At 64.5% G+C, this 24,393-nt stretch carries 26 protein-coding genes; 9 read left to right on the top strand and 17 right to left on the bottom strand.

Annotated features, from left to right (window positions below):
• The first annotated feature begins 25 nt into the window (after positions 1 to 25).
• Positions 26 to 1,210 (top strand): murein transglycosylase A, encoded by a 1,185-nt coding sequence (mltA, locus tag K3148_RS03700; RefSeq protein WP_221425977.1) that lies wholly within the window; start codon positions 26 to 28, stop codon positions 1,208 to 1,210.
• Positions 1,207 to 1,767 carry a Smr/MutS family protein gene (locus tag K3148_RS03695; RefSeq protein ID WP_221425976.1) on the top strand — a complete coding sequence of 187 codons (561 nt, stop codon included), beginning with the start codon at positions 1,207 to 1,209 and terminating at the stop codon, positions 1,765 to 1,767. Before mltA ends, K3148_RS03695 begins: the two co-directional genes overlap by 4 nt.
• Here K3148_RS03695 and K3148_RS03690 read toward each other — a convergent pair.
• The 8 genes from K3148_RS03690 to aroC form a co-directional block, all read right to left on the bottom strand.
• Positions 1,748 to 2,215 (bottom strand): Pr6Pr family membrane protein, encoded by a 468-nt coding sequence (locus K3148_RS03690; RefSeq protein ID WP_221425975.1) that lies wholly within the window; start codon positions 2,213 to 2,215, stop codon positions 1,748 to 1,750. The two genes, K3148_RS03695 and K3148_RS03690, sit on opposite strands and share 20 nt — an antisense overlap.
• Positions 2,116 to 2,355, bottom strand: coding sequence for a hypothetical protein (locus K3148_RS03685; protein ID WP_221425974.1), 240 nt, complete (start codon positions 2,353 to 2,355; stop codon positions 2,116 to 2,118). Before K3148_RS03685 ends, K3148_RS03690 begins: the two co-directional genes overlap by 100 nt.
• A gap of 49 nt (positions 2,356 to 2,404) precedes the next feature.
• On the bottom strand, positions 2,405 to 3,985 hold the full coding sequence (locus K3148_RS03680) for a catalase (protein ID WP_221425973.1): 1,581 nt from the start codon (positions 3,983 to 3,985) through the stop codon (positions 2,405 to 2,407).
• A gap of 171 nt (positions 3,986 to 4,156) precedes the next feature.
• Positions 4,157 to 6,373, bottom strand: coding sequence for a catalase/peroxidase HPI (gene katG, locus K3148_RS03675; protein ID WP_221425972.1), 2,217 nt, complete (start codon positions 6,371 to 6,373; stop codon positions 4,157 to 4,159).
• A gap of 203 nt (positions 6,374 to 6,576) precedes the next feature.
• Positions 6,577 to 8,166: an alkyl hydroperoxide reductase subunit F gene (gene ahpF, locus K3148_RS03670; protein ID WP_221425971.1), complete on the bottom strand. Its 1,590-nt coding sequence runs from the start codon at positions 8,164 to 8,166 to the stop codon at positions 6,577 to 6,579.
• A gap of 177 nt (positions 8,167 to 8,343) precedes the next feature.
• Positions 8,344 to 8,910, bottom strand: a complete 567-nt coding sequence (ahpC, locus tag K3148_RS03665) for an alkyl hydroperoxide reductase subunit C (protein ID WP_221425970.1) — start codon at positions 8,908 to 8,910, stop codon at positions 8,344 to 8,346.
• A 164-nt stretch (positions 8,911 to 9,074) separates the two neighbouring features.
• Entirely contained in the window at positions 9,075 to 9,599 is a 525-nt protein-coding gene (locus K3148_RS03660; RefSeq protein WP_221425969.1) for a hypothetical protein, read from the bottom strand.
• A complete protein-coding gene (gene aroC, locus K3148_RS03655) occupies positions 9,596 to 10,663 on the bottom strand; it encodes a chorismate synthase (protein ID WP_221425968.1) in 1,068 nt (355 codons plus the stop codon). The genes K3148_RS03660 and aroC overlap by 4 nt, the downstream gene beginning before the upstream one ends.
• 78 nt (positions 10,664 to 10,741) lie before the next feature.
• Between aroC and ruvA the strand changes: the two genes are divergently transcribed.
• From ruvA to ruvB, 5 genes are read left to right on the top strand one after another with little or no spacing between them, the layout of a single operon-like run.
• A complete protein-coding gene (gene ruvA, locus K3148_RS03650; RefSeq protein ID WP_221425967.1) occupies positions 10,742 to 11,347 on the top strand; it encodes a Holliday junction branch migration protein RuvA in 606 nt (201 codons plus the stop codon).
• The gene (locus tag K3148_RS03645; protein WP_221425966.1) at positions 11,347 to 11,817 is read left to right on the top strand and encodes a hypothetical protein; all 471 of its coding nucleotides are present in this window, start codon (positions 11,347 to 11,349) and stop codon (positions 11,815 to 11,817) included. Before ruvA ends, K3148_RS03645 begins: the two co-directional genes overlap by 1 nt.
• Before the next feature lie 13 nt (positions 11,818 to 11,830).
• Positions 11,831 to 12,370 carry a DsrE family protein gene (locus K3148_RS03640; RefSeq protein WP_221425965.1) on the top strand — a complete coding sequence of 180 codons (540 nt, stop codon included), beginning with the start codon at positions 11,831 to 11,833 and terminating at the stop codon, positions 12,368 to 12,370.
• On the top strand, positions 12,367 to 12,861 hold the full coding sequence (locus K3148_RS03635) for a hypothetical protein (RefSeq protein WP_221425964.1): 495 nt from the start codon (positions 12,367 to 12,369) through the stop codon (positions 12,859 to 12,861). The genes K3148_RS03640 and K3148_RS03635 overlap by 4 nt, the downstream gene beginning before the upstream one ends.
• On the top strand, positions 12,861 to 13,901 hold the full coding sequence (ruvB, locus tag K3148_RS03630) for a Holliday junction branch migration DNA helicase RuvB (RefSeq protein WP_221425963.1): 1,041 nt from the start codon (positions 12,861 to 12,863) through the stop codon (positions 13,899 to 13,901). The genes K3148_RS03635 and ruvB overlap by 1 nt, the downstream gene beginning before the upstream one ends.
• Here ruvB and K3148_RS03625 read toward each other — a convergent pair.
• Complete coding sequence (locus K3148_RS03625) at positions 13,898 to 14,623, bottom strand: prolyl hydroxylase family protein (RefSeq protein ID WP_221425962.1); 726 nt, start codon at positions 14,621 to 14,623, stop codon at positions 13,898 to 13,900. The genes ruvB and K3148_RS03625 overlap by 4 nt on opposite strands.
• Positions 14,624 to 14,641: 18 nt before the next feature.
• Complete coding sequence (gene acnA / locus K3148_RS03620; RefSeq protein ID WP_221425961.1) at positions 14,642 to 17,317, bottom strand: aconitate hydratase AcnA; 2,676 nt, start codon at positions 17,315 to 17,317, stop codon at positions 14,642 to 14,644.
• 233 nt (positions 17,318 to 17,550) lie between these two features.
• Here acnA and K3148_RS03615 point away from each other — a divergent pair, with 233 nt between their 5' ends.
• Positions 17,551 to 17,718 carry a hypothetical protein gene (locus K3148_RS03615; protein ID WP_221425960.1) on the top strand — a complete coding sequence of 56 codons (168 nt, stop codon included), beginning with the start codon at positions 17,551 to 17,553 and terminating at the stop codon, positions 17,716 to 17,718.
• An 11-nt stretch (positions 17,719 to 17,729) separates the two neighbouring features.
• Here the strand turns inward: K3148_RS03615 and K3148_RS03610 are convergent, their stop codons facing one another.
• Positions 17,730 to 18,629 carry a DMT family transporter gene (locus K3148_RS03610; RefSeq protein WP_247711633.1) on the bottom strand — a complete coding sequence of 300 codons (900 nt, stop codon included), beginning with the start codon at positions 18,627 to 18,629 and terminating at the stop codon, positions 17,730 to 17,732.
• A 136-nt stretch (positions 18,630 to 18,765) separates the two neighbouring features.
• Here K3148_RS03610 and K3148_RS03605 point away from each other — a divergent pair, with 136 nt between their 5' ends.
• Positions 18,766 to 20,163: a L,D-transpeptidase family protein gene (locus tag K3148_RS03605; RefSeq protein WP_221425959.1), complete on the top strand. Its 1,398-nt coding sequence runs from the start codon at positions 18,766 to 18,768 to the stop codon at positions 20,161 to 20,163.
• On the opposite strand, the gene K3148_RS03600 is transcribed toward K3148_RS03605, so the two are convergent.
• From K3148_RS03600 to ispG, 6 genes are read right to left on the bottom strand one after another with little or no spacing between them, the layout of a single operon-like run.
• Entirely contained in the window at positions 20,156 to 20,620 is a 465-nt protein-coding gene (locus tag K3148_RS03600; RefSeq protein WP_221425958.1) for a hypothetical protein, read from the bottom strand. The two genes, K3148_RS03605 and K3148_RS03600, sit on opposite strands and share 8 nt — an antisense overlap.
• A 23-nt stretch (positions 20,621 to 20,643) precedes the next feature.
• Positions 20,644 to 21,351 carry a murein L,D-transpeptidase catalytic domain-containing protein gene (locus K3148_RS03595; protein ID WP_221425957.1) on the bottom strand — a complete coding sequence of 236 codons (708 nt, stop codon included), beginning with the start codon at positions 21,349 to 21,351 and terminating at the stop codon, positions 20,644 to 20,646.
• A gap of 6 nt (positions 21,352 to 21,357) precedes the next feature.
• Positions 21,358 to 22,299: a histone deacetylase family protein gene (locus K3148_RS03590; protein WP_221425956.1), complete on the bottom strand. Its 942-nt coding sequence runs from the start codon at positions 22,297 to 22,299 to the stop codon at positions 21,358 to 21,360.
• Complete coding sequence (locus tag K3148_RS03585; protein WP_221425955.1) at positions 22,299 to 22,724, bottom strand: hypothetical protein; 426 nt, start codon at positions 22,722 to 22,724, stop codon at positions 22,299 to 22,301. The genes K3148_RS03590 and K3148_RS03585 overlap by 1 nt, the downstream gene beginning before the upstream one ends.
• A 3-nt stretch (positions 22,725 to 22,727) precedes the next feature.
• Complete coding sequence (locus K3148_RS03580; protein WP_221425954.1) at positions 22,728 to 23,225, bottom strand: thioredoxin family protein; 498 nt, start codon at positions 23,223 to 23,225, stop codon at positions 22,728 to 22,730.
• On the bottom strand, positions 23,222 to 24,361 hold the full coding sequence (gene ispG / locus K3148_RS03575) for a flavodoxin-dependent (E)-4-hydroxy-3-methylbut-2-enyl-diphosphate synthase (RefSeq protein WP_221425953.1): 1,140 nt from the start codon (positions 24,359 to 24,361) through the stop codon (positions 23,222 to 23,224). The genes K3148_RS03580 and ispG overlap by 4 nt, the downstream gene beginning before the upstream one ends.
• Positions 24,362 to 24,393 lie beyond the last annotated feature (32 nt).

The following is a 24,393-nucleotide window of genomic DNA, read 5'->3' as shown; positions in this document are numbered from 1 at the left end:
CACTTCGAAATTCACCGGAGGACACATGCGTATTCTCGCCGGGCTGGCTGCAGCCTTCAGTCTCGCGGGATGCGCTGCCATTCCCGATGCGCGCCCGCCGATGGACACGGGCGCCGTGGAAGTGCCCGAGCCGATCCCTGCCGATACCGCGCTGGCCGCAACGCTTTCGCCGGGTCCGGCCATCGACACCATGCCTTTTGCCGGGTGGGATGCCGCCCCCGCGCTCGCCGCGTTCAAGCGATCCTGCGACAAGATCCTCTATCGTGACGACACCAGCGGCCTGACCCGCCGCGTTGACTGGCAGGCGCCCTGCGGCGCTGCCGCCAACTGGTCGAGCGATCCGGTGCTGTTCTTCAAGAGCCAGTTCGAAACGGTGATGGTCGGCGACGGCAGCGCTTTCGCCACCGGCTATTACGAGCCCGAAATCCTCGGCAGCCGCACGCGCGCCCCCGGATACGATGTGCCGGTTTACGCGATGCCGGAAGACCTCGTACGCGCCTGGCCTGCCGATATGCCCGAGGCCGAACGCACCGGGCGCCCACCGCTCGGCCGCTACGACGAGAACGGCGATTTCGTGCAATATTACGAACGCTCCGAAATCGTCGCCGGGGCGCTGGACGGCAAGGTCCCGGTTGTCGCCTGGGCCGCCGATCCGGTCGAGTTCTTCTTCCTCCAGATCCAGGGCAGCGGCCTCCTTCGCCTGCCCGATGGCGAGGTCATGCGCATCGGCTATGCCGGGCAGAACGGCCGCGAATATGTGGCGATCGGCCGCACCATGCGCGAGCGCGGGCTGATCGGCGATGGGACGGAATACCCCACCTCCATGCAGGGGATCATTGCCTGGCTGCGCGACAATCCTTCGCAAGCCGACGCGATCCTCAACGAGAACAAGAGCTGGATCTTCTTCCGCGAACTCGACACCGAAGGGCCGCTGGGCTCGCTCGAAGTGCCCGTGTTCCGGCAGGACAGCGTGGCCGTCGATCCCAAGTTCGTGCCTTACGGCGCGCCGGTCTATCTCGACATGGAGGCCGATGTCGCCGACGGGCTGTGGATCGCGCAGGACACGGGCGGCGCAATCAAGGGTGCGAACCGCTTCGACACATTCTGGGGCAACGGCGCGGATGCGCGCGAGATTGCGGGTGGCATGAGCAGCCGCGGGACCGCCTATCTGCTCCTGCCCAAGGGAACGCTTGCGCGCCTCAAGCCATGACCGCGCCTCGTGGTCTGACGGAGGAAGAGGCGGAGGCCTGGGAAAAGGTCGCCGCCACGGTCGCACCTATGCACCCGGCTATCCGGCGTGTGGAAACGCCGAAGCCCGTGGTCAAGCTTCCGCCAGCGCGGCAGCCCAAGGCGAAGAAGGTACCGGTCAGGCCTGTTGCCGCTTCGCCGCGGCCCTCACCGCCATCGCGCGCGCCTCAAAATTCGCTCGATTCCAGTTGGGACAAGAAGCTGAAGTCCGGCAGCATCCAACCCGATGTCACACTCGACCTCCACGGCCACGGTCTCGATGCGGCCTATGACCGGCTGATGAGCGGAGTCGCGCAGGCTCGCGCTATGGGCGCACGCACGATCCTGCTGGTGACCGGCAAGCCGCGTCCGGTCGATCCGGCGGACCGTGGCAGCAAGCGCGGGGCAATCCGCGCCAAGGTGCTCGACTGGCTCGCGGCCTCCAGCCACCACGCGGCCATCGCCGCCGTACGCCGCGCCCATATCCGCCACGGCGGCGATGGCGCGCTTTACATCGTGCTCAGGCGCGAGCGCGGATAAGCTTGCGGATCGCCAGCAGCAGCGCGGCGACGAGCAGGAAAAGGACTGCCAGACCGACCATGTTGAGCAGCACCGTGCCAAGGCCAAGGCTCGGCTGGTCGAGGAAGAAATAAGGGTAGAACCCGGTAAGCGCGCCATTCACCAGTGCAAAGCCGCCGTAGACTACCGGCACCAGCATCACGATGGGGAGCGAGCGCCAGCCGGCTAAGCCGTCGCGCGAGAAGGCCAACCACCACACAACGCCGCCTGCCGGAACCACGGTGTGGTGCGCGATGTTCGTCCACCATTCCATCCCTTGCGGGTCGTGAAAAGAGGCCAGCAGGACGTGGTAGACCGCCGCGATGATGATCAGCGCTGCGGCAAGCGCGAAAGGAATGCGCGGCTCGATCCGACCGCGAAGCGCGATCCAGCCGAAGAAGCCGCGACATTGCCCCAGATGGTGAACCATTGCAGCATCGCGCTCCACGCGGCCAACATCGTGCCGTCTCGTTCCAGATTGCCGACCGACTGCACCATCAGCGAGACGATGGCGATGAGCGAAACGAGCGCAGCGCAAAGCCGAGCGGTGCGAGAGAAGGCGGTGTCCATCCCTGCCTCCTAACGCACTGCTTGCGTAATGCCAGAGCTACGTGACGCCCTATTCGGCGGGTTCCGCCTCGCGCGCTTTCGCCTCCACGACATCGGGCCCCAGAGTAGCCTCGTCGGTGGTCGATTTGGCCGAACCGAGACCCGGCGCGGTGGATTTGCCGCCCAGCTTGTCGCGCACCGCCTTCTCGATCCGCGCGCCGATCGTCTCGTCGACATTCTTCCAGTATTCGAAGGCGCGCTGGAGGATCTTCTCGCTCACCCCGTCGGCAAGATGCCCGGCAACATTCGACACGAACCGCTCGCGCTGCGCGTCGTCCATGACATCGTTCACCAGCGCGCGTGCCTGGCTCCAGTCGTCGTCATCTTCGCGCAAGGTATAGGCCTGTCGCACCATGTCGCCATCGGCGTGCCAAGTCGCCTCGCCGCCCACTTCGGGCTGAGCGGCCGGGCCGCCATAGGAATTGGGCGCATAGACCGGGTCCACCGCATTCGTCACCCGCATGGCGCCGGCGCGCGAATAGGAATTGACCTCGGCATTCTTCGCCGAGTTCACCGGGATCTGCTTGTAATTGACCCCGAGCCGGTGGCGATGCGCGTCGGCATAGGAGAACCCGCGTGCCAGCAGCATCTTGTCGGGCGACAGGCCGATGCCGGGCACCATATTGTTGGGCTCGAAGGCAAGCTGCTCGATCTGCGTGTCCCAGTCGACCGGATTCTCGTTCAGCACCAGCTTGCCGACCTCGATCAGCGGATAATCGGCATGCGGCCAAGTCTTGGTGAGATCAAAGGGGTTGATGCGATAGGTCTTGGCGTCCTCGTAAGGCATGATCTGCCATTTGAGCGTCCAGCTGGGAAAATCGCCCTTGTGGATCGCGTCGAACAGGTCGCGGCGGTGGTAATCGCTGTCCTCGCCCGCCTTCTTGACCGCCTCGTCCTGCGTCAAATGGGCGTTGCCACTCATCTCGCCGACATCGGTCATGAAGTGGAACTTGACCCAGAACTTCTCGCCCGCCTCGTTAATCAGCATGTATGTGTGGCTGCCGTACCCGTTCATCTCGCGCCAGTTCTTCGGCACGCCGCGATCGCCCATGAGATAGGTGACCTGGTGCGCGCTTTCGGGCGACAGGGTCCAGAAATCCCACATCATGTCGTGATCGCGCAGGCCGTTGTCGGCGCGGCGCTTCTGGCTGCGGATGAAGTGCTGGAACTTCAGCGGATCGCGGATGAAGAAGATCGGCGTGTTGTTGCCGACCATGTCGAAATTGCCGTCTTCGGTGTAGAACTTTACCGAGAAGCCGCGCGGGTCGCGCCAGGTATCGGGGCTGCCGCGTTCGCCTGCCACGGTGGAGAAACGCATGGCCGTGTCGGTCTTCACGCCCTTCTGGAACAGCTTGGCCTTGGTGTATTTCGAGACATCGTGCGTCGTTTCGAAATAGCCGAAAGCGCCCGAACCCTTGGCGTGCGGCTGGCGCTCGGGGATCCGCTCGCGGTTGAAGTTCGCCATCTGCTCGATGAGATAGTGATCGTTGAGCACGATCGGGCCATCGCGGCCAAGCGTCAGCGAATGCTCGTCGCTCGGGGCGCGGATGCCGGCATCGGTGGTGGTGGGGGGAACTGTGCGGTCGGCCATGGCGACGTGCCTTTCTGCTGGAGGATGAAAGACATACGGACGGGCCGCGCATGGCGTTCCGGTTTGCAAGCTTCAAAATACCGCACAGCCTGATCGGTTGAGTAAGCACGTAAAAAGCCCCCCGGCATTGCTGCCGGGGGGCTTGGTGCGGTCCCGAAGGGTCTGGCCCCCTTACTTGTGGTATTTCGCGTAGGTCAGGTCGAAGCGATCGGCGTCCATGACCTTGGTCCAGGCCTTGACGAAATCGCGCACGAACTTCTCTTCGTTGCCGTTCTCGGCATAGACTTCCGCCACCGCGCGCAGGCGCGAGTTGGAACCGAAGACGAGGTCGGTGCGCGTGGCGCGCCACAGTTCCTTGCCGGTCTTGCGGCAGGTGCCGACGAATTCCTCGTCGCCGCTGTCGTCGACCTCTTTCCAGATCACGCCCATGCCGAGCAGGTTCTTGAAGAAACTGTTGTCGAGCTTGCCCGGGGTCTCCGTCAGCACGCCGATCCGGTCGCCGTGGGTGGTGTGCTTGGTCACCGCACCCATGGCGCGCATTCCGCCGACCAGCACGGTCATCTCGGGGATCGAGAGGCCGAGAAGGTGCGCGCGGTCGACCATCATGTCCTCGGTCTTCACCGAAGCCTTGGTCTTGAGGTAGTTGCGGAAACCGTCGGCAAAGGGCTCGAGCGGCTCCCAGCTTTCCGCATCGAAGTCTTCTGGGCGAGCATCGCCGCGGCCGGTGGTGACCGGAACGGAGATATCGAAACCGGCATCCTTCGCCGCCTTCTCGACCGCAGCCGAACCGGCAATGACGATGGCGTCGGCCATGGAGATGCCGCCACGGATTTCGTCGAGCTTTGAGAGGACCTTGCCCAATTCTTCGGGATCGTTGACCTTCCAGTTCTTGATCTCGTCGAAGCGGATATGCGCGCCATTGGCGCCGCCGCGATGGTCGGAATTGCGATAGGTCGAGGCCGAGGCCCAGGCTGCCTTGACGAGTGCCGCGATGCCAAGACCGCTGTCGAGGACCTTCGACTTGAAGGCGGACAAGTCGCTGTCCGAAACCTGCGAACCGGCGGGGACGGGGTCCTGCCAGATCAGGTCTTCGCTCGGCACTTCGGGGCCGAGGTAGCGGACCTTGGGACCCATGTCGCGGTGGCACAGCTTGAACCACGCGCGGGCGAAGGCATCGTCGAGCGCGGCCTGGTCGTCGCGGAAGCGTTCGGAAATCTTGCGATATTCCGGGTCGCGCTTCAGCGCCATGTCGGCGGTGGTCATCATGGTCGGGACCTTCTTGGACGGGTCCCGCGCATCCGGAGCCATGTCCTCTTCGGACTGGTCGATCGGCTGCCACTGGTATGCGCCTGCGGGCGACTGGACCAGCTCGTAATCGTATTTGAACAGCAGGCGGAAGTAGTCGCCACCCCACTTGGTCGGATTGTTCGACCACGCGCCTTCGATGCCCGAAGTCGTGATGTGGCCCTTGCCGATTTCCTCGGGGTCGGTGAGCCAGCCGAAGCCCATCGAATGGAGGCCTTCGCCCTCCGGCGCGCCGCTGAATGTGTCCGAGGGCTTGGCACCATGCGCCTTGCCGAAAGCGTGACCGCCGGCGGTCAGGGCTACCGTTTCCTCGTCGTTCATGGCCATGCGGCTGAACGTCTCGCGCATGTCACGGGCCATACCCTCGGCGTCATGCGGATTGCCGCCCGGGCCTTCGGGATTGACGTAGATCAGGCCCATCTGGATCGCGGCAAGCGGGTTTTCGAGCGCGCGGCCCTCATCGGGATGAATGCGGGTTTCGGCGCCCGTATCGACCCACTTCTCTTCTGTGCCCCAATAGACGGTTTCGGGATCGAACACGTCCTTGCGCCCGCCGCCGAAGCCGAACACGGGACCGCCCATGCTCTCGATCGCGACGTTACCGGTGAGGATGAAGAGATCGGCCCAGCTGATGTGCTTGCCGTATTTCTGCTTGATCGGCCACAGCAGGCGGCGGGCCTTGTCGAGGTTGCCGTTATCGGGCCAGCTGTTGAGCGGGGCGAAGCGCTGTTGGCCGCTGCCGCCGCCGCCACGCCCGTCGCCGGTGCGATAGGTACCTGCCGCGTGCCATGCCATGCGGATGAAGAAGGGGCCGTAATGGCCATAGTCGGCCGGCCACCATTCCTGGCTGTCGGTCATCAGGTCGGTGAGGTCTTGCTTGAGCGCGGTGTAATCGAGCGCGTTGAAGGCCTCGCAATAATCGAAATCCTCGCCCATCGGGTCGGCCGCGCGGCCGCCTTCGGTCAGGATTTCCAGATCGAGCTGATCGGGCCACCAGTCGCGGTTGCGGCGGCCGAAGAGTGCGCGTGTGCCGCTGTCGCCGGTGAAGGGGCAGCCGCTAATATCTCCGGTTTTGGCGTCCATGTAATCGCTCTCCTCTCAAATAAAGACTCGGTCTCCCGTCCGAGAATGAAAGCGACCCTGAACCTCCCCCGTTAATTCGTCCAATCGATTAAACGGGTCAAATTGATTGGCTGAGGCGATTTTGCGGCGAAGCGAGCCGCCCATACGAAAAGCGCCGCCATCCCGCTGGAATGGCGACGCTTTCGTGTCCGCTTGATGACCGATCAGGCCGCCTCGGCGATATCCTCGACCGGTTCGGTGCGGATCAGGTAATCGAAGGCGGAGAGGCCGGCCTTGGAGCCTTCGCCCATCGCCACAACGATCTGCTTGTAGGGCACGTCGGTCACGTCGCCCGCTCCGAAGACACCAGGCAGGTTGGTGCGGCCTTCCTCGTCGGTGACGATCTCGCCGAACTTCGTCAGTTCGAGACCGCTGCCCTCGAGCCATTCGGTGTTGGGCACGAGACCGATCTGGACGAACACGCCTTCCAGCTCGATGCGGCGCTCATCGCCCGATGTGCGGTCCTTCAGGACGAGGCCGTCGACCTTGCCGTCCTTGCCCGTGATTTCGGTGGTCTGGCCGCTGGTGACGATCTCGACATTGCTCATGCTCCGCAGCTTTTTCTGGAGCACGTCGTCGGCGCGAAGCTTGTCGTCATATTCGATCAGCGTCACATGGCCGACGATCTTGGCAAGGTCGATTGCAGCTTCGACGCCCGAATTGCCGCCGCCGATCACCGCGATGCGCTTGCCCTTGAAAAGTGGTCCGTCGCAGTGCGGGCAATAGGCGACGCCCTTGTTGCGATATTCCGCTTCGCCCGGAACGCCGAGATTGCGCCAGCGTGCGCCGGTCGCAAGAATGAGGCTGCGGGCCTTGAGGCTTGCGCCATTGCCCAGCTCGACCGTGTGCAGGCCGCCTTCTTCCTTCGCGGGCACGAGCTTCACGGCCTTGGCGAGGTTCATCAGGTCGATTTCGTTCTCGCCGATCTGGCTCTCCAGCTGGCCGGCCAGCTTCGGGCCTTCGGTATAGGCGGTGCCGGGCAGGTTCTCGATGCCGAGCGTGTCGTGCAGCTGGCCGCCGAAGCGTTCGGCCGCGATGCCGGTGCGAAAGCCCTTGCGCGCAGTGTAGATGCCGGACGCCGCGCCGGCCGGTCCGCCACCCACGATCAGCACTTCGAACGGTTCCTTGGCCGACAGTTTCTCGGCAGCCTTGGCGTCGGCGCCGGTGTCGATCTTCGCGAGGATTTCGGCCAGTTCCATCTTGCCGTTGTAGAAGGGCTCGCCGTTCAGGAACGTGGCGGGGACGGCCATCACGTCGCGGCGCTCGACCTCGTCCTGATAGGTGCCGCCTTCGATCAGCGTCGCGGTGATGCGCGGGTTTTCCAGCGCCATAAGCGTCAGCGCCCGCACCACGTCGGGGCAGTTGTGGCAGGAGAGCGAGAAATACATTTCGAAATGGAAATCGCCTTCCAGCCCGCGAACCTGTTCGAGGAGGTCGGCGTCGACCTTCGGCGGGTGGCCGCCTGCCCACAGCAGGGCGAGGACCAGAGAAGTGAATTCATGCCCCATCGGCAGACCGGCAAACCGTACCCACTTTTCCGCATCGCTCGCGCGGCGGATGACGAAGCTGGGCTTGCGCTCGTCCGTGCCGTCGAAGCTGGCGCTTACGTCGTCATGCAACGCAGCAATTTCCTCGAGCAGTTCGCGCGTCTGCCGCGACTTTTCGTCATCGCCCAACGAGGCGACGAGTTCGACCGGCTCGCGCAGGTTGGCGAGATAGGTCTTGAGCTGCTGGGTAAGGTTCGCATCGAGCATGGACGGACTCCGGGCGTGGGTTGCGGACGGGGTTTTGAAAATCGGGGGAGTTGGAAAAGGCCCGGGGCGGGGGGGGGGGGGGGAGATGCCCCGGGCCTTCCAGCGACCCGAGTTATGGGCTCGGGCTCTTGTGGGCGGGAGCGCTTAAGCGCGCCCGCCTTAATGAGGGCTGTCGCCTTAGATCTTGCCGACCAGGTCGAGCGAGGGAGCCAGCGTGTCGCCGCCTTCTTCCCACGCGGCCGGGCAGACCTGGCCGGGATTGGCGCGGACGTACTGTGCGGCCTTGATCTTGCGGGCGAGTTCGTTGGCGTTGCGGCCGACGCCTTCGCAGGTCTGTTCCATGATCTGGATCACGCCGTCCGGGTCGACCACGAAGGTCGCACGGTCGGCAAGGCCGGCGCCTTCACGCAGCACGTCGAAATTGCGCGCAAGGACGTGGTTCTGGTCGCCGAGGAAGGGGAAGTTCAGCTTGCCGATCTTCTCCGAAGTGTCGTGCCATGCCTTGTGGCTGAAGTGCGTGTCGGTCGACACGGCGTAGACTTCGACGTCCATCTTCTGGAGCATGTTGTACTGCTCGCCGAGGTCTTCCAGTTCGGTCGGGCAGACGAAGGTGAAGTCGGCCGGATAGAAGAAGAATACGGCCCACTTGCCCTTCACGTCTTCGTCGGTGACGTCGAAAAAGTCCTTGCCGGCCTGAAAGGCGGTGGCGTTGAACGGCTTGATAGTGCTTCCGATGATACCCATGGTTTTCTCCGTTATTCGGGTTTGAAATTCATGGGCGTCAGATAGGGCCTGCTGCAATGCACAAAAGCGATATGTTGCGATTGCGAGCATCGGAATTTTCAATCACAGGAATGGAACTTTCGAAAAGCGCAACAATGTTCGTATTCCGTTGAGTTGTGTGCAACTTAGTCTTTGTCAATTACGCCCAATTGCGTGATCCAGCGGTCCGACGAGAGGCGTTTGCTGGCGGCGACAAACACGGGTTCGCCGTTCTTCTGGGACATGAGATTTCCAACGAACAGTTCCACCATATCGGCTTCCCCGATGACCCCTCCGGTGCACGACGATACCGGCGCAAGAATCGGGAAAAATCTCGGCTTGCCGGTCACCCACTCCGGAAGTCTTTTTGTAAACCAGTAGGTCCACGGATTTACGAAGGTGCCGATCCCAACGAATGAGAAAAATTTCAAATCGTCTCCCGATCCTTCGATTTCGAATTCCATAGGCTCGGTATAGCGTTCGAACTCCGGGCCGGAATTGACCAAGTGGATGTGCTTCGCGACCATCCCGTCCGGCAAATCTGGCGGTACGTCGTCGAAAAGGATGCGTGCAGAGAGACTGTGGTCCACACAGGCGTTCACGGGGGCGAACGGCAGGGCCGCGCAGGTTGCGAAAAGTCCTGCAAGAACGGTCCTGCGACTGATGCTCATCCGCATTGCGCCCGGTGGAGCAGTTTGTGGTCCGCCAGCACCAGCGCCATCATGGCCTCGACAACGGGCGTGCCGCGAATGCCGACGCAGGGGTCGTGGCGGCCCTTGGTGCGGACTTCGGTTGCCTTGCCTTCGCGGTCCACGCTGGCGACAGGGGTGAGGATCGAACTGGTCGGCTTGAACGCCACGCGGCAGACAACCGGCTGGCCGGTCGAGATGCCGCCCGCGATGCCGCCTGCGTGGTTGGCGGCAAACTCGGGGCCATTCTCGCCCGGTGACATGGCGTCGGCGTTCTGTTCGCCGGTCAGGCGCGCGGCGTCGAAGCCGTCGCCGATCTCCACGCCTTTGACCGCGTTGATGCTCATCATGCCGGCCGCCAGATCGCTGTCGAGCTTGGCATAGACCGGCGCGCCCCATCCGGCCGGAACGCCCGTCGCCACGCATTCCACGACTGCGCCGAGCGATGAGCCGGCCTTGCGCGCCTCGTCCACCAGCGCCTCCCAGCGTTTCGCCGCCTCGGCGTCGGGGCACCAGAAGGGGTTGCGGACGATCTCCTCGCGGTCGAAATTCTCGGGCGCGATCCGGTCGCCGCCGATTTCCGAGACATAGGCGAGGATTTCGACCTCCGGGATGACCTTTCGCGCCACTGCGCCTGCGGCCACGCGCATGGCCGTCTCCCGCGCGCTCGACCGTCCGCCGCCGCGATAGTCGCGAAAGCCGTATTTCGCGTCGTAGGCGTAGTCGGCGTGGCCCGGGCGATAGGTGTTGGCGATCTCGGAATAGTCTTTCGAGCGCTGGTCGGTGTTCTCGATCAGCAGCGAGAGCGAGGTGCCGGTCGTTTTCCCCTCGAACACGCCCGACAGGATGCGGACCTCGTCCGGCTCCTTGCGCTGCGTGGTGAACTTGTTCTGCCCCGGCTTGCGCGCATCGAGGAAGGGCTGGATATCGTCTTCCGCCAGCGCGATCCCCGGAGGGCACCCGTCGACCACCGCGCCGATGGCAGGGCCATGGCTTTCCCCCCAGGTGGTGAAGCGCAGCACGCGTCCGAATGTGTTCCAGCTCATGCTCGCCTTCCTGTCGCAACTGTGGGCGCGTGTCCATTCGCGCTGGACCAAATCCTTCTTGAGGGGCAAGAACAAACCATGATTGCGAAGCTTAAGGGCCTGCTCGACGAAACCGGCGTGGACTGGGCGGTGATCGATGTGTCCGGCGTCGGCTATCTCGTCCATTGCTCGACCAAGACACTCGCCGCGCTGGGAGAGAAGGGCGAGGGCTGCACCGTCTACACCGACCTGCAGGTTTCCGAGAACGACATGCGCCTGCTAGGCTTCGCCGAAGCTGCCGAGCGCGACTGGTTCCGCCTGCTCACGCAGGTGCAGGGCGTGGGCAGCAAGGTCGCGCTGGCGATCCTCTCCGCGCTTTCGATCGGCGAGGTGCAGCAGGCCTGCTCCAACGGCGATGCCGCCACCGTGGCCCGCGCGCAGGGCGTCGGGCCGAAGCTGGCCGGACGCATCGTCAACGAGTTGAAGGACAAGGCGGGCGCGCTTCCGGGCGGCGGCGCAGCGGGCGGCGTAGTTCCCGCGACGCCTGCGGGCGGCACCAGCGCCGATGCCGTGAGCGCGCTCGAGAACCTCGGCTTCAAGCCCGCCGTTGCCGCGCGCGCGGTTGCGGCGGCGCAAGGCGAACTGGGCGAAGGCGCGAGCGAGGGCGACCTCATCCGCGTCGCGTTGAAGAGGGCCGCTGGCTGATGGGCGGCATACCCGATACGCGCGAAGGCCGTCCTGATCTCAGTGGTTTAGAGGCTCCTGCCACCGCTGAGCCTGTGGAGCGGGTGGAACGCGCCTCACTACGCGCACCCTTCGGTTTCTGGCGCGCCTATGGCTACACCGTTTCCGCGGTGATCCTGCTCTGGCTCGCCTTTGCCACTCTCATTGGCGGCTGGTTCTTCGGCGCCTTCACGACGATCTTTTTGTTCGGCATGATCGTAAGCCCGCGCCAGCGCTTGCGGGCCGGGCGCCGCGACGATTACACCGGAAGTATCTATGAGGCACTCGGCGAGAATTTCGTGTCCAGCGCCTGTCCCGATTGCGGCGCGTCGATCTTCGGGCCCGCGCAGCTTACCTGGTATCGCAGTGCGCCAACTTCTCGCTTCCTGTTTCCCGCGCGCAATTGCAGCGACTGCGGTTACGACTTGACCACGCACGCCCAAACCGACTGACTGGAGAGACCCTATGCGCAAGACTACGTTTTTGGCTCTCGCCCTGTTAGCCAGCCCGGCCATGGCGCAGGACATGAGTGCCTTCGCGACCGGCCCGGTGTTCGAGGAATTCGGCCCCCACGCCGTGGTCGACGGACTGGAGCCCTTCGCCGCCGACACCGAATTCGCGCACAGCTTCGATGTCGCGAAAGCGGCCGAGGATGGCGCGCGCAATCGCGGGTTCGAAAGCGCGGCGCGGTTCATCAACATGCATGTCGCCAATGGCGTGGCGGAAGAGAATATCCGCGTGGCCGTGGTGGTGCATGGGCCCGCGGTCCTGGACTTACTCTCCGCCTCGGGATGGGCGGCGCGCGACAAGGAGGGCGAAAACGGCAGCGCCGCAATGGTCCGCGCCATGCTCGACCACGGCGTGCGCTTCATCGTCTGTGGCCAGAGCGCCACCGCGCAGGACGTTGGCGCCGACCAGCTGATCGAGGGCGTCGAGATGGACCTCTCCGCTATGACTGCCCACGCCAAGCTCCAGCAGCGCAGCTACACGGTGAACCCGTTTTGAGGAGGTTTGCGCGCCTGTTCACCGGCTCGAGTCATGCGGAAGAGGCCGACGTCCAGTATCAGGCGAAGGCACGTCTCTATCGCCATTCGGGCCGCTACTTCATCTCCAGCGTTGCCGGCATCTCGGAATACGGAGAGCCCTCCGTTCTTGAAGAAACTTGCGAGAACGAGCGCTTGGGCGAGGCGGTGCTGGACCATATCGGTAAGTACCGCGAGGACGCGCCCGACCAAACCGGAGCTAAGCTCACCGATTGGCGCGTCTACCAAATGTCAGGCGCACGTTCGGTCAAGAGCTTCGAAGCCGAAGCTTGGCATGTGGATCTAGCACGGATGAATTCGGCGATCCTCGTCTGGGCGAGGCCGCGCGTGACGTTGAACCAGCATCTTGCGGCCTATGGTGACTGCAACCGGCACGACGCGAAAGTGGTTGGTGACGTCGTCCGGCAGACCCTCGACTGTGCGGCGATCCTGCGGGATAGTGGCGCGCTCTGATGACCGAACCCGTCCCCCTCCATTCGCCCTCGCGGCAACCCGAAGACCCGGATGCGGCGCTGCGTCCGAAATCGCTCGCCGAATTCGTCGGGCAGAAGGCGGCGCGCGAGAATTTGCGCGTGTTTATCGAGGCGGCCAAGAATCGCGGCGAGGCGATGGACCATGTGCTGTTCTTCGGTCCTCCGGGCCTCGGCAAGACCACGCTGGCGCAGATCGTTTCCAAGGAGCTGGGCGTCGGCTTTCGCGCGACCAGCGGGCCGGTGATCGCGAAGGCGGGCGACCTCGCCGCGCTGCTCACCAATCTCGAGCCCAACGACGTGCTCTTCATCGACGAGATCCACCGGCTCAATCCGGTGGTCGAGGAAGTGCTTTATCCGGCCATGGAGGATCGCGCGCTCGATATCATTATCGGCGAGGGGCCCTCGGCGCGCAGTGTGCGGATCGACCTGCCGCCTTTCACACTGGTCGGCGCGACCACGCGGCAGGGGCTGCTGACCACGCCCTTGCGCGACCGTTTCGGCATCCCGGTGCGGCTCAATTTCTACACCGAGGACGAACTCTTGAAGGTCGTCACCCGCGGGGCAGGGCTGCTCGGCATGGGTATCGACGAGGGCGGCGCGCGCGAGATTGCTCGCCGTTCGCGCGGCACCCCGCGTGTCGCAGGGCGCCTGATGCGCCGTGTGCGCGACTTCGCATCGGTGCTGGGCGAGCCGGTCGTGACCTCCAAGGTTGCCGACGAGGCGCTGACCCGGCTGGAGGTGGACAGCCTCGGCCTCGATGCGATGGACCGGCGCTACCTCACCATGATTGCCACGACCTACAAGGGCGGGCCGGTCGGCGTCGAAACTCTCGCGGCGGGTCTCAGCGAGCCGCGCGACACGGTGGAGGAAGTGATCGAGCCCTATCTCATCCAGCTGGGCCTGATCGCGCGCACCGCGCGTGGGCGGATGCTCAACGATGGGGGCTGGAACCACCTCGGAATGCGTCCCCCGCAGGCTTCGCAGCCCCCGCAGGGCGGTTTGTTCGAAGACGACGCCTAGTCGCTCTCGGCCGGTCGCGGACTGCGGCACCAGTCTTCCATCCGGTACCACTGCGTCACGACATATTTGCGCCCGGCTTCGACCGGCATGCCTGCGTGGAGGGTCGCCGGATTGGGGTGACCGTGGCGGTCCACATTGTTCCAGGCGACGAGCAACCCCGGCTCCGGCGCGACGCTCAGGTCGAGCACGGGGAAATCGGTCTCGCCCCCGGCCTCTACCGCGTTGAGATAGACCATGGCCGACCATGTTCGCTGGCCACCGCGGCGGCGTTCGAGCTGCCAGTGTTCGCGCTCGACCCGGAAGAAGTCCCGGTGGTGCCGGTATTCCTGCCCGACGTCGTAACGCTGGCCCTGCACGGTTTCGGCATGCCGCCGCTCGAGGCCGAGCAGGTCGTCGAGCTTGGCGCACAGCGCCGCGACCTCAGGCTCCTCGGCGGAGAAATAGTGGGTCTGGCTGGTGCGCGCGCCGGTTCCGGTCGGGTCGGAAAACAGGGGTGAGGGCAGGAGATTGCTTTCGATCAGCTCGATCAACCGCGCGCATTCCGTCGGCGCGAGGAAGCCGGGCATAAGGAACAGCTCGGCCTTCTTGCCGCCCCGCTCGCTTACATCGTCGGTAGCGCGCAGCCGTTCTGCGACCTTCCGACCAATCGCGGAAAGGCGCGCGGGATCGGCTTTCTCGTCGAAAGTGCCAGAAGCGAGGCGGCGGCGCAGCCAGTCCAGCATTGCCGCCGCCCTCTCAGCTTACGATGCCGCGAGCTTGCGCAGCACGTAGTGGAGGATGCCGCCGTTGCGGTAATATTCCATCTCGTTCGCCGTATCGATGCGGCACAGCGCGGTGAAGCTGAAGGTCTCGCCGTTTTCGCGGGTGACTTCGACTTCGATGTCCTGCCCCGGCGTCAGGTCGGCAAGGCCCAGAATCGTGAAGCTGTCGCTCGCGGTCAGGCCGAGGCTCTGGCGCGTGTCGCCGTCCTTGAACTGGACCGGAAGCACGCCCATGCCGACGAGGTTCGAGCGGTGGATACGCTCGAAGCTTTCGACGATGACTGCGCGCACGCCGAGCAGGATCGTGCCCTTGGCCGCCCAGTCGCGGCTCGAGCCCGTGCCGTATTCCTTGCCGGCCACCACGACCAGCGGCGTGCCGTCGGCCTTGTGGCGCATCGCAGCGTCGTAGATCGGCATCTGTTCGCCGTTGTAGACCGTCTCGCCGCCTTCGACTCCCGGGACCATCTCGTTCTTGATGCGGATGTTGGCGAAGGTGCCACGCATCATGACTTCGTGGTTGCCGCGGCGCGAACCGTAGGAGTTGAAGTCCTGCTTCGCGACCTGGTGGCTCTTCAGGTATTCACCGGCAGGCGAATCTTCCTTGATCGAACCGGCGGGCGAAATGTGGTCGGTCGTGGTCGAATCGCCGAGGATGGCGAGCGGCTTGGCGTTGGTGATGTCGGTCAGCGGAGCCGGTTCCATGCCCATGCCTTCGAAATAGGGCGGGCTGGCGACATAGGTGCTGGTCGGGTTCCAGGTGTAGGTGTCCGACGCCTCTACATTGATCGCCTGCCAGTGCTCGTCGCCCTTGTAGACATCGGCATAGCGGGTTTCGAACATCTGGCGGTCGATGTTCTTGGTGCGGTGCTCGCGCACTTCCTCGTTGGTCGGCCAGACATCGGCCAGCATCACATCGTTGCCGTCCTGGTCCTGGCCCAGCGGGGTTTCGGTGATGTCCTGTGTCACCGTGCCGAGGATCGAATACGCGACAACCAGCGGCGGCGAGGCAAGGAAGTTGGCACGCACGTCGGGCGAGACGCGGCCTTCGAAGTTGCGGTTGCCCGAAAGAACCGAGGCGGCCACGATGTCGTTGCCGTTGATGGCCTTCGAAATCGGCGGCGCGAGCGGGCCCGAATTGCCGATGCAGGTGGTGCAGCCATAGCCGACAAGGTCGAAGCCCATGGCGTCGAGATCGTCCTGCAGACCGCTCTTTTCGAGATAATCGGTGACGACCTGCGAACCCGGTGCGAGGCTGGTCTTTACCCACGGCTTGGGCTGGAGGCCCTTCTCGCGCGCCTTCTTGGCGACGAGGCCAGCTGCGATCAGCACGTCGGGGTTGGAGGTGTTGGTGCAGCTGGTGATGGCCGCGATAACGACATCGCCATCGCCGACGTCATGGTCCTTGCCTTCGACGTCGACGCGGACCGGCGCGTCCTTCTTGTAGAGCGACTTGAGGTCGGTGTTGAATAGCTCGTCCACCTGCGGCAGCGCGACGCGATCCTGCGGGCGCTTGGGACCGGCGAGGCTGGGCACGACCTTGGAAATGTCGAGTTCGAGCGTCTTGGTGAAGACCGGCTCGTTCTCGGGCGTGAACCACATGCCCTGTTCTTTCGAATAGGCTTCGACCAGCGCGATCGTCTCTTCGTCGCGGCCGGTGAGGCGCATGTATTCCAGGGTCTTGTCGTCGATGCCGAAGAAGCCGCAGGTCGCGCCGTATTCGGGCGCCATGTTGGCGATCGTCGCGCGGTCGGCGAGGGTGAGGTTGGCGACGCCTTCGCCGTAGAATTCGACGAAGCGGCCGACCACGCCGACTTCGCGCAGCATCTGCACGCAGGTCAGCACGAGGTCGGTGGCGGTGACGCCTTCGGCCATCGCACCGGTCAGCTTGAAGCCGACAACTTCGGGGATCAGCATCGAGATCGGCTGGCCGAGCATGGCGGCCTCTGCCTCGATCCCGCCGACGCCCCAGCCAAGCACGCCGAGGCCGTTGATCATGGTGGTGTGGCTGTCGGTGCCGACGCAGGTGTCGGGATAGGCGACCGCGGTGCCGTCAGGGCCTTCCGAGTTCCACACGCCCTTGCCGAGATATTCGAGGTTCACCTGGTGGCAGATGCCGGTGCCCGGGGGCACGGCGGTGAAGTTCTTGAAGCTCTTCGAACCCCACTTGAGGAAGTCGTAACGCTCGGCGTTGCGGGCGTATTCGAGTTCGACGTTCTTTTCGAAGGCCTTGGGGTGGCCGAATTCGTCGACCATGACCGAGTGGTCGATCACGAGGTTCACGGGAACCTGCGGGTTGATCTTGGCGGTGTCGCCGCCGAGCTTGGAAATCGCGTCGCGCATGGCGGCGAGGTCGACCACGCAGGGCACGCCGGTGAAATCCTGCAGCAGGACGCGGGCCGGACGGTACTGGATTTCCTTGCCGGTCGCCGGGTTCTTCTGCCAGTCGGCAATCGCCTGCGCATCGTCGGTCGAGACGGTGAAGCCGCCGTCCTCGAAGCGCAGCATGTTTTCCAAGAGGACCTTCAGGCTGAACGGAAGCTTGGACACGTCGCCGATCTTCTCGGCAGCCTTGGCGAAGGAATAATAGGCGTAATCCTTGCCGTTCACGGTGAGGGTTGAACGTGTTCCGAGCGTGTCCTGGCCGACCTGGGTCATGCGGGGCTTCTTCCTTTCGAGTGTGGGTCCGTCACCTGACCAATGGGCAGGGCGGTAAAATGTGCCGCGCCTGTGCGCTGAAGCGGGCGAAAAATCAAGGGTGGCCGCGCGTCAGAAACGCTTCGCCGGGAACCAGAAAAGCTCTTCATCGGTTATTAAGGCAAAATCTGGGCAATCGCTGCGCACGGCCACAAACCGCCGAAAGCGCGCGGCCCACATGAGGAGTTGAACCGATGAGTGCCCTGCTCGAGGCGACGAACACGTCGCACCGAACCCTTCGTCTTGCTGTTGTTGCCGCTGCCCTTGGCGTGGCCGGTATGTTTACCGCCGCCGCCACCTTTGCCGGCAGCGAAGCGCAGGCGGTAGAGACCGCGCCGACTGTCGCGGCAGCGCAGCGCTAACACCTGAAAGCTCAGATCGCCGACTGCTCGGTCCGCTTGCGGGTCGTGGCAATCCAGCAGCCGGCGACAATCAGGCCAGCGCCTGCAATGGCCGTCCATGTGACGGTTTCGTGCAGGAGCAGCCAGCCGAACAGCATCGCCCATAAAAAGCCCGAATATTCGAGCGGGACGAGCACCTGCGCTTCGGCGCGGGCGTAGGCCCATGCCATGGTCAGCGCTCCAGCCACGGTAAGCACGGCTGCCACGCTCACGTCGCCAAGTTCTGCGACGGGCGGCATTTCGAACAGCCACGGGGCGGCCAGCAGGTAACACAGCCCTGCGATCCCCATGTAGAAGGTCGTCACTTCCAGCGGCTTGGCGACCAGCGCCTGTTCGCGCTGGATCACGAGGTTCCAGGCATAGAGCAGCGCGGAGACGCCGATTGCGGCAAGGCCTACCAGCGTCTCGCTGTCGAGATTGCCGCGCCCGAATTTTCCGCCGACGATGACCAGCACGCCGACAAGACCCAGCGTCGCGCCCCAGATCGCGCGGGGCCTTATCGTCTCGCCCAGAAGGATCGCGGCGAGATAGAGCGAGATAATCGGTGCCACGAAGGAGATCGCAATCGTTTCTGCGAGCGGCAGCTTGGTGAGCGCAACGAAGAAGGTCAGCGCCATCGCGGCGCCCACAATTCCGCGCTTCAAATGCACCTTGAGGACCTTACGCTCGGGCCATTTCGGCCCCAGCGCGAGCCAGAAGGGTGCCGAGAGGCCGAAGGCGATGCCCACGCGCAGGATCGCCGCCATGTAAGCGCCATGCGCGAGCGCCGCGCTCTTGATGAAGGCGTCCATCAGCGACAGCATGGCGATCCCGGCAGCAACGGCCAGAACCGGCCCGCGAGGATCGTGCGTGTCGCTCATCATCGCTGCCATAGTGCGCCCTGCCGCAGGCGCAACTCGGTTCAGCCGGGGCTAAGCCGCGATACCCGATTGTGCGCCCTGCATTAGACATTATCTAGCCGTAGGTGCGGACACGATACCGCACTCGGCAATTTTCGGTGGGCCCCCCATGACCAAGTTCCAGACCCTGACCGGCACGGCGATTGCAGCCGTCCTCCTTGCCACTTCGGCCGGCGCGCAGGACAGCGCGCCCGAAAGCATCCTGCCCCAGCCAAAGACGGAAGAATCAGCTGCGCCCGCAGCCACGCAGACCGTCGAAGAGGCGTTCGGCGACATCCAGATGGCCAGCGGCGAGGTGGTTCAAGAAGTCCCATCGCTCGAGGGCGTATGGACCGTGACGCAGGCCCAGGAACTGCTCGAGTTCATCCCCGGCATGAAGGCCGAGGGGCTCAACCCGTCGGATTACCGTGCCGACGCGCTGACCGCTGCCATTGCCGCAGGCGAGGGCGAAGAGCTGAACAAACTCGCCAGCGAAATCTTCGTCTGGCTAGTCGAGGACTTGCGCGATGGCCGCACCCCGATGGAATCGCGTCGCCAGTGGTTCGTTGTCGATCCCGATGCGGACCGCCTGCCGACGTGGAAACTGCTCGAGGATGCGCTGGCGAGCGGCGACATTGCCGCTACGCTGACCGCGCTCCATCCCAAGCACCCCGATTACGCGGCCCTGCGCGAAGAACTGGGTACCGCGACCGATCCGGCGCGCATCCAGCTGATCCGCGCGAACATGGACCGCTGGCGCTGGCTGCCGCAGGATCTGGGCCGCCAGTACCTGATGACCAATGTGCCCGAATACATGCTGCGCCTGACGGTGCGCGGGCGCATCATCGACACATACCGCGTGGTGGTCGGCAAGCCCGGCCGCACGGCGACGCCGCAGCTCGCCGAAATGGTCGAGGCAGTGATCTACAACCCGACCTGGACCGTGCCGCAGTCGATCGTGGTGGGCGAGGGGCTGGGCAACAAGGTGCTGAACAACCCCACGTGGGCGCGCAACGCGGGTTACACCGCAAAAAAGGGAGCTGGCGGTTGGATCACGGTAATCCAGCAGCCCGGGCCGTCCAATTCGCTCGGTTTGATGAAGCTCGATATGCCCAATGAGCACGCGATCTTCCTCCACGACACGCCGAGCCGCCACCTCTTCGCCAACGAGATGCGCGCGCTCAGCCATGGCTGCATCCGTGTGCAGGGCGCACGCGAACTGGCCATGACGATGTCGATGCTGGGCAACGCCAAGACCAAGGCCGATATCCCGGCGATCCGCGACGAGGTGAGTGAAATCACCATGAGCGGCGAATACACGCGCTATCCGATGGAAAAGCAGTGGCCGGTCTACATCACCTATTTCACCATGGCGACCGACGTCGATGGCGAGATGAAGGCGTTCAAAGACATTTACGACCGCGACAAGCCGGTGCTCGAAGCGCTCGACGCGCCGCGCGTGTCCGACCGTGCGCGCGAAACCAGCGAGGAAGCCGTCGAGATCGTCGACGATATGCAGATCAGCTGAGGGTGGGGCCTGTATCCGCTGGCTGGCGCAGCGCCATCAGCTTTCGCCACAGGGTGAAGGCAGCCGGTGCTGCGTAAAGCCAGTAGGCAATGACGAGGACTGTCGGGCCGTTCGACGTGTCCTCGGGCGCGTCTCCCAGCCACCATGCAATGAGCATCATCGGGAGCGCCGCGAAAAACAGCACGGCGACAAGGCTCAAGGCGCGAGGGAGCTTCAGATAGGTTACGATCAAGGCCGCAGGTATGCCGAATAGCGTGGTGGCCATGATGACGAGCGGTCCGGCAATTACCAAGCTCATCACGAAGGCCGCAACGAGCCCGCCGGGAAGCGGCCCGAAATCCCACGAATGGCTGGAGACGCTGGCCCAGACGCTAAAGCCCATCGTAGCCGCAATTCCGACGATCATGGCGCTAAGAATTGCGGCCCAGAGCGCTTCGCCGAGATTCTGCAGGTTCATCTAAGCTCCTGGCGGGGGAAAACTCAGTAAACGCCCGGATTGGTCCGCTCGAAGGTCCCACCAGCCGGCCCGCGCAGCAATTCCGTCTGCGTGACCGGCGGTGCGACTCTACTACCGTCCTCGGCAAGGCCTAGGCTTTCGGCGTAGAGCAGTCGCCCGCCGCTCAACCGTAGCAACACCGCATCGAACTGGTCCGGCCCAAGCGCGAAACAGCCGTTGGAGCGTCCGAGGCGGCCCCAGCGGTCGATATGTTCGGGGCGCGCGTATTCGGCCTGGTGCATGACGATGGCACGCGGCAGGGCCATATCGTTGGTCGGATCGAGCCCGTCGAGGCGGATCGAGGTGCCGTAGCGGCCCGTGTACCAGCTGCGCGTCATATAGGCGCCGCGGCTGGTCGCCTCGCTGCCTTCGATGTTGGAATAGCGCTTGAGCCAGCCGTCATGTTCGCTGTCCGAACCGGTGCCGTGGCTGACGTGATAGCTTTCGACCCTCTCGTTCACGAGGTCGACGAAGTGAAAACGACGCCGCGAAGAGTGTAGGCCGAAATCGGCAATCCCGACGATGTCCTTCTTCCAGATGACATCGCCCACGCGGGCCAGCTGCTCGCGCGCGATGGCGATCAGCTGCGCGTCGCGGCTGGCGGTAGGGCTCGCCTGCGCGAACACCCGTGCCGGCGCGAGCGTGGCGACGCTGGCGGCGAGGGTGGTCTTGAGAAGGTCGCGGCGGTTCATGTCGTCCTATCCTATAGCATTGCCATTGCTACCGATAGCTGAACGCGCGAATTCGGCGTTCGTTCTGGCGCATGTCACCATCGAACGGGCGTGCCGCGCGCCGATTTCCCGCGGATCGGCCCCATATCCGCCACCCAGCGAACTGGCCAGGGGCACCGCGCGCGAACGAATGGCCTGCACCACATAGGCGTCGCGGCGGTCCAGCCCCTCGTCGCTGAGGTCGAGGCGGCCGAGCCGGTCCTCGGCATGGACGTCCACCCCGGCCTGATAGAGCACGAGGTCGGGATCGAACCCGGCCAGGACCTGCGGCAGATGCCGGTCGAGCGCATCGAGATAGCCGTCGTCGTCGATCCCGTCGGCCAGCGGCACGTCGAGGCTGGACCGCGCCTTGCGCACCGGAAAGTTCTTTTCGGCGTGGAGCGAGAGCGTGAAGGCATCGTCGCGCGCAGCGGTCAGGCTGGCGGTGCCGTCGCCCTGATGCACGTCGAGATCGATGATGAGGATGCGGGTCGCATCGCCTTCCGCGATCAGACGGTTGGCCGCCACGGCGAGGTCGTTGAACACACAATAGCCCGCGCCGGTATCGAACAGCGCGTGATGGCTCCCGGCGGCCGAATTGGCGGCGTAGCCATGGCGGCGCGCAAGTTGGGCGGCGAGCCATGTGCCGCCATTGGTGTGCTGCACTCTCTGGGAGATATGCGGGGTGACGGGAAAGCCGATCCGCCGCTCCTTCGCCTGCGGGACGCTGGCGCTGAAAACCTCGTCGACGTAATCGGGGCAGTGCACCGCCTCCAGCCATCGGCGCGGCATCGGTGGCGGGGCGTGCTCGGTCAGCGGATAGCCGCTGGCCCGCAGCGCCTCCATCACCGCCATGTACTTGTCGAAGCGGAAGGTCCCGCGCGTGGGCGCCGGCGCCATGTAATCCGCATGGTGGACGACATGGAGCATCAGCTGGGGTCGATCGGCCGCCCGTTGATCAGCGGGCCCTTGCCTTGCACCACGCGAATGGGCGGAGGAGGATTGCGATCCGCGCCTCTCCCGCCGCCGGTGAGGATCCACACGAGGAGGCGCTTCAATTTCTCGCCCGCGAGCACAGCGACCAGCGGCGCGATGAGGAAGACCGCAAGGGCCTCGGCCTCCCGGTATTCGCGCATCAGGTGGAGGCCGGCCACCAGCCCGGCAAGCGGCGGGAGACCGATCATGACCAAAGTCGGCAAGGTGCCGAGGGCCTGTGCGAACTGCCCCGGCTTTTCGCGCCCCATCCAGGCAAGCACGGCGTGTATGACCGCGAGGAGGACGATCGCCCCGAACCACAGCACCAAAGCTTCGCGCCAATAGGGCAAGAGCGAGCGCAGATAGGCTTCGGCCATCATCGGTCAGCCGGCCAGCGCGGCGAGTTCTTCGTAGATCGCATCCTCGCTGCGGCTGGCGGCGTTGCGCCAGCTGGTGGCGGTCTCGGCGTTGAGCAGCGTGCCGTAGGGCGAGAGGACGAGCACATTGGGCGTACCGGGCAGGTCTTCGAGACCGAAGCGCGCGGCAATGTCGAGATTGTGGCCGTCGCCCGTTTGCGGCATGCCGACATTGACGAAGACCAGTTCGTATTCGCGCTCGACCAGTTCGGCAAAGCGCGGGGTCTCAAGCAGGCCCGCCAGCGCGCGGCTGTCGTGGCACCAATTGGCGCCCATCACCAGCATGACCTTCTTGCCGTTGGCCAGAGCGCGTTCGAGCGCAGCCTCGACATCGGCGCCTGCATCGCGCGAAGCCTCGTAGGACCGCGCTTCGGGGTGATGAATAGCGACAGGCTGCGGAGGGGCCGTCGTGGTGCAGGCGACCAGGACGAACGGAGCCAAAGCTGCCGCTAAGGGACGCTTCATTCGGCCGCCTCCGCGTGCGGATCGAAAGCGGTCGCTTCGCCGGCCTCGATCTTTGCGGCTTTCTCCTCGACGAGGCGGACGATGTGGTCGAGCATGTCCTCGCTTTCGATGTGGTGGTCCTTGACGCCCGACAGATAGACCATGTGCTTGCCGGAGCCGCCGCCGGTGAGGCCGATGTCGGTCTCGCGCGCTTCGCCGGGGCCGTTGACCACGCAGCCGAGGACCGAGAGGCTCATCGGCGTCTTGATATGTTCGAGGCGCTTTTCCAGCGTCTCTACCGTGCGGATCACGTCGAAGCCCTGGCGCGAACAGCTGGGGCAGGAGACGACGCGCACGCCGCGGGTCCTGAGGCCGAGCGCCTTCAGCATCTCGAAGCCGACCTTCACTTCCTGCTCCGGTTCGGCAGAAAGCGAGACGCGGATGGTGTCGCCGATGCCGGCCCACAGCAGGCTGCCGATGCCGATTGAGCTCTTCACCGTGCCGCCGATCAATCCGCCTGCCTCGGTGATGCCGAGATGCAGCGGGCAGTCCACCGCCTCGGCAAGGCCATGATAGGCGGCCACGGCGAGGAACACGTCGCTGGCCTTCACCGCGACCTTGTAATCGTGGAAATCGTGATCCTGCAGCAGCTTGATGTGATCGAGCGCGCTTTCGATCAGCGCCTCGGGACAAGGCTCGCCGTATTTCTCGAGCAGGTCCTTTTCGAGGCTGCCTGCATTCACCCCGATGCGGATCGCGCAACCGTTGGCTTTGGCAGCCCGGACGACTTCGGCAACGCGTTCGCTGCTGCCGATATTGCCCGGATTGATGCGCAGGCAGGCTGCGCCCTTGTCGGCCGCTTCCAATGCGCGCTTGTAGTGGAAGTGGATGTCCGCAACGATCGGCACATTGGCCGCGCGCGTGATCTGGTCGAAATTGGCGGTCGATTCCTCGGTCGGGCAGGACACACGGATGATATCCGCGCCCACGTCCTCGCAGCGGCGGATCTGGTCGATCGTCGCGCGCACATCCTCGGTAGGCGTGTTGGTCATGGTCTGCACGGAAATCGGGGCATCGCCGCCGACGGGGACGTTGCCGACCATGATCTGGCGGGACTTACGGCGCTCGATATCGCGCCAGGGACGTACGGAAGACATGGGCGCGATATAGAGCGCCTATTGTGAAGGGG

This window comes from Qipengyuania aurantiaca (genome assembly GCF_019711375.1).
In the GTDB taxonomy this organism is placed as follows: Bacteria; Pseudomonadota; Alphaproteobacteria; order Sphingomonadales; family Sphingomonadaceae; genus Qipengyuania; species Qipengyuania aurantiaca.
Note: the sequence above shows the minus strand (reverse complement) of the source record. Positions and strands in the feature narration are given on the sequence as shown.